Source organism: Elstera litoralis, assembly GCF_000963705.1.
GTDB lineage: Bacteria > Pseudomonadota > Alphaproteobacteria > Elsterales > Elsteraceae > Elstera > Elstera litoralis.
This window is the reverse complement of record NZ_LAJY01000874.1, coordinates 1-1,808: the sequence shown is the minus strand read 5'-3', so window position 1 is coordinate 1,808 and position 1,808 is coordinate 1. Positions and strand designations below refer to the sequence as shown.

Annotated in this window: 3 protein-coding genes; all 3 read left to right on the top strand. The window is 52.1% G+C overall.

The window, feature by feature from the left end; genetic code table 11:
• The first annotated feature begins 73 nt into the window (after positions 1 to 73).
• The 3 genes from fliQ to VZ95_RS20450 are packed head-to-tail and all read left to right on the top strand — an operon-like array spanning position 74 to position 1,802.
• Positions 74 to 340 (top strand): flagellar biosynthesis protein FliQ, encoded by a 267-nt coding sequence (gene fliQ, locus VZ95_RS20460; RefSeq protein WP_045777500.1) that lies wholly within the window; start codon positions 74 to 76, stop codon positions 338 to 340.
• A gap of 8 nt (positions 341 to 348) precedes the next feature.
• A complete protein-coding gene (gene fliR, locus VZ95_RS20455) occupies positions 349 to 1,125 on the top strand; it encodes a flagellar biosynthetic protein FliR (RefSeq protein ID WP_045777499.1) in 777 nt (258 codons plus the stop codon).
• Positions 1,122 to 1,802 carry an EscU/YscU/HrcU family type III secretion system export apparatus switch protein gene (locus VZ95_RS20450; RefSeq protein WP_045777498.1) on the top strand — a complete coding sequence of 227 codons (681 nt, stop codon included), beginning with the start codon at positions 1,122 to 1,124 and terminating at the stop codon, positions 1,800 to 1,802. Before fliR ends, VZ95_RS20450 begins: the two co-directional genes overlap by 4 nt.
• Positions 1,803 to 1,808 lie beyond the last annotated feature (6 nt).

Genomic DNA, 1,808 nt, shown 5'->3' with positions numbered 1-1,808 from the left:
CGAAATCATGCGTATGCCCATCTAACGCCGTTTGCGCGTTTCGGGCTTTTGGTCAAGTTAAGGTCGCCGCACGATGAATGAGGCCAATACTCTCGAAGTCGCGCGGGAAGCCGTGCTGGTCCTGCTTCAGGTGTCGGGGCCGATCATGGTCATTTCGCTCGTGGTCGGCCTCATCATTTCGCTGTTCCAGGCGCTGACCCAGATCCAGGAAATGACGCTGACCTTCGTTCCGAAGATCATCGTGGTCTTCATTTCGCTGCTGCTGCTGTTCCCGTTCATGCTGGCAACGATGCAGGGCTTCATGGAACGTTTGGTTGACCGCATCATCTCGCTCGGCTGAGCGCGACGATGCGGCTGTTCGAAAATCTTCTCCTCAGCGAATTATTCGCCCTGGTGCTAGTCTTTGCCCGTATGGGATCGGCGCTAATGGTGCTGCCCTTGTTTGGCGAACAGAGCATTCCGACGCGCGCGCGGCTGCTGTTTGCTGTGGCCGTGACCATGACGATCACGCCCTTTCTAACCCCCTCGTTACCGACCTTGCCGCCTACGGTGAGCGGTTTAGCCATATTGCTCATCGGCGAAATTCTGATTGGAATTTTGTTGGCTTTGCTTGTGCGCATTCTTTTCACGGCGCTTGAAGTCGCGGGCTCGGCGATTGTGTTTCAGATGGGCCTGTCGAGCGCGACCATCTTCAACCCGATGATTTCGGAGCAAACTTCAGCAATCGCCAGCCTGCTGGGTCTGATCGCGCTGGTCATTATGATGCAGACGGATATGCATCACGTCCTGTTGCGCGGCATTGTGGATAGCTACGGGTTGTTTTTGCCGGGGCAGGGGATCGTGATGGGCGACGCCTCCGAGTCGATTGTACGGGCGGTCAGCCAAGCCTTTAGGGTTGGTATTCAGATGACGGGGCCGTTTTTCGTCGTCATGATGATGATTAACGTTGCGCTCGGTCTTTTGGCGCGGCTCATGCCGCAATTGCAGGTGTTCTTCCTCGCCCAGCCGGTTCAGATTATCGTCGGATTTATTCTTCTCCTCGCGACGCTAACCTCCATTATGTATCTGTTTGTTGATACAATCGGGGGTGCCATTCAGGGCCTGCTGACGCCGGGGGTGCCATGAGCGAAGAAGATGAGGCCTCTAAAACAGAAGAGCCGACACCGAAAAAGCTGCAAGAAGCGCGCGATCAAGGGAACGTTATCCAGTCACGGGATGTCGTCAATTTTGCTATGCTCGGGGCATCGGCGCTGGTTCTAACCGCGTTCGGCGCGATGATGAGTAATCGGGTTTCGCTGATTGCGAGGGCTTTTCTAGAGAGATCTTGGGATATTCGCGTTGATGATGTAAATTTTACGATGATAATTGGCGAGCTTTTACTGTCTTTGGCGGTAGCCCTGCTCGTTCCAATGGGGCTTTTGGCGGTTGTTGCTTTCGCGGCCTTTTATCTACAATTTGGCTTACTTTTTGCCACAAAATCTATTGAACCGAGTTTGGATAAAATCAGCCCGATCAAGGGGTTTGGTCGATTATTCTCAATGCGAAATTTGGTCGAATTTTTGAAAGGTGTCACAAAGATTGTCGTTGTCGGGGCCGCAGCGATTTTTTTACTTTGGCCCGAAATGCGCAGTATCGACCGATTTGTTTTAACCGACGTTGGTGATATGCTCGCTGAGTTAAATAAGTTAGCCTTGAGTGTTATTTTTCTGGTGGTTGCCATTGTTGGCGTGATTGCTGGCGCGGATTATCTCTATCAGCGTTTTGCTTTTATGAAGCAAATGCGTRCGTATGTCCAAACATGATCTGAA

Excerpts from the sequence above, each read along its gene's own strand:
- fliR (WP_045777499.1), top strand. The coding sequence starts at position 349 with ATGCGGCTGTTCGAAAATCTTCTCCTCAGCGAATTATTCGCCCTGGTG.
- fliQ (WP_045777500.1), top strand. The coding sequence starts at position 74 with ATGAATGAGGCCAATACTCTCGAAGTCGCGCGGGAAGCCGTGCTGGTC.